The following is a 504-nucleotide window of genomic DNA, read 5'->3' as shown; positions in this document are numbered from 1 at the left end:
GCTGGAAGTTTTCGATCTGCACCGACCACGCGGCGCCGGTATCCGTCACGTCCTTGTAGTTGAGCTGCGCATACGCAGCGGCGTCGCCGGTGCGCAACGCCGCCAGGGCGCGCTGCACGGCTTCGATGTGCGTCTGCGCGGCCTGGACGATTGCCTGGCGCAGCGACTCGTCGACACCTTCGATGCGTGGCGCATTCTTGAAGGCTTCCACCTGTTCGATAGCCTTCTTCAGGCCTTTCTCCGAACTGGCAAGCGCTGCCGTCTTGGCAGCCTCGTCCATGTTTTCACGCAGGACGCTGTATAAGCGTGACATGCCGGTGCGTGCGCGCTGCATGTCCTTGTACGCGTCGTTCAGCAGCATGCTGCGATCGGAAATCGCGTGCACGCGCTCGGTCGCGGCGTTGGTGATACGCAGCGCCTGCACACCCACCGCAGCTCCGACCACAATCATCAGTGCAAAGGTGATCAGAATCGCCAGCAGGCCAGCGCGCACGCTGGTGTTCT

Annotated in this window: 1 protein-coding gene; it reads right to left on the bottom strand. The window is 62.9% G+C overall.

Annotation, left to right across the window (positions count from 1 at the left end):
* The coding region (locus D1614_RS29125; protein ID WP_175579337.1) for a Tar ligand binding domain-containing protein at positions 1-504 on the bottom strand (504 nt) is incomplete at both ends.

The sequence above is a fragment of the Maribellus luteus genome (assembly GCF_003576475.1).
Classification (GTDB): Bacteria; Bacteroidota; Bacteroidia; order Bacteroidales; family Prolixibacteraceae; genus Draconibacterium; species Draconibacterium luteum.
This window is presented reverse-complemented; position numbering and strand designations above follow the sequence as displayed.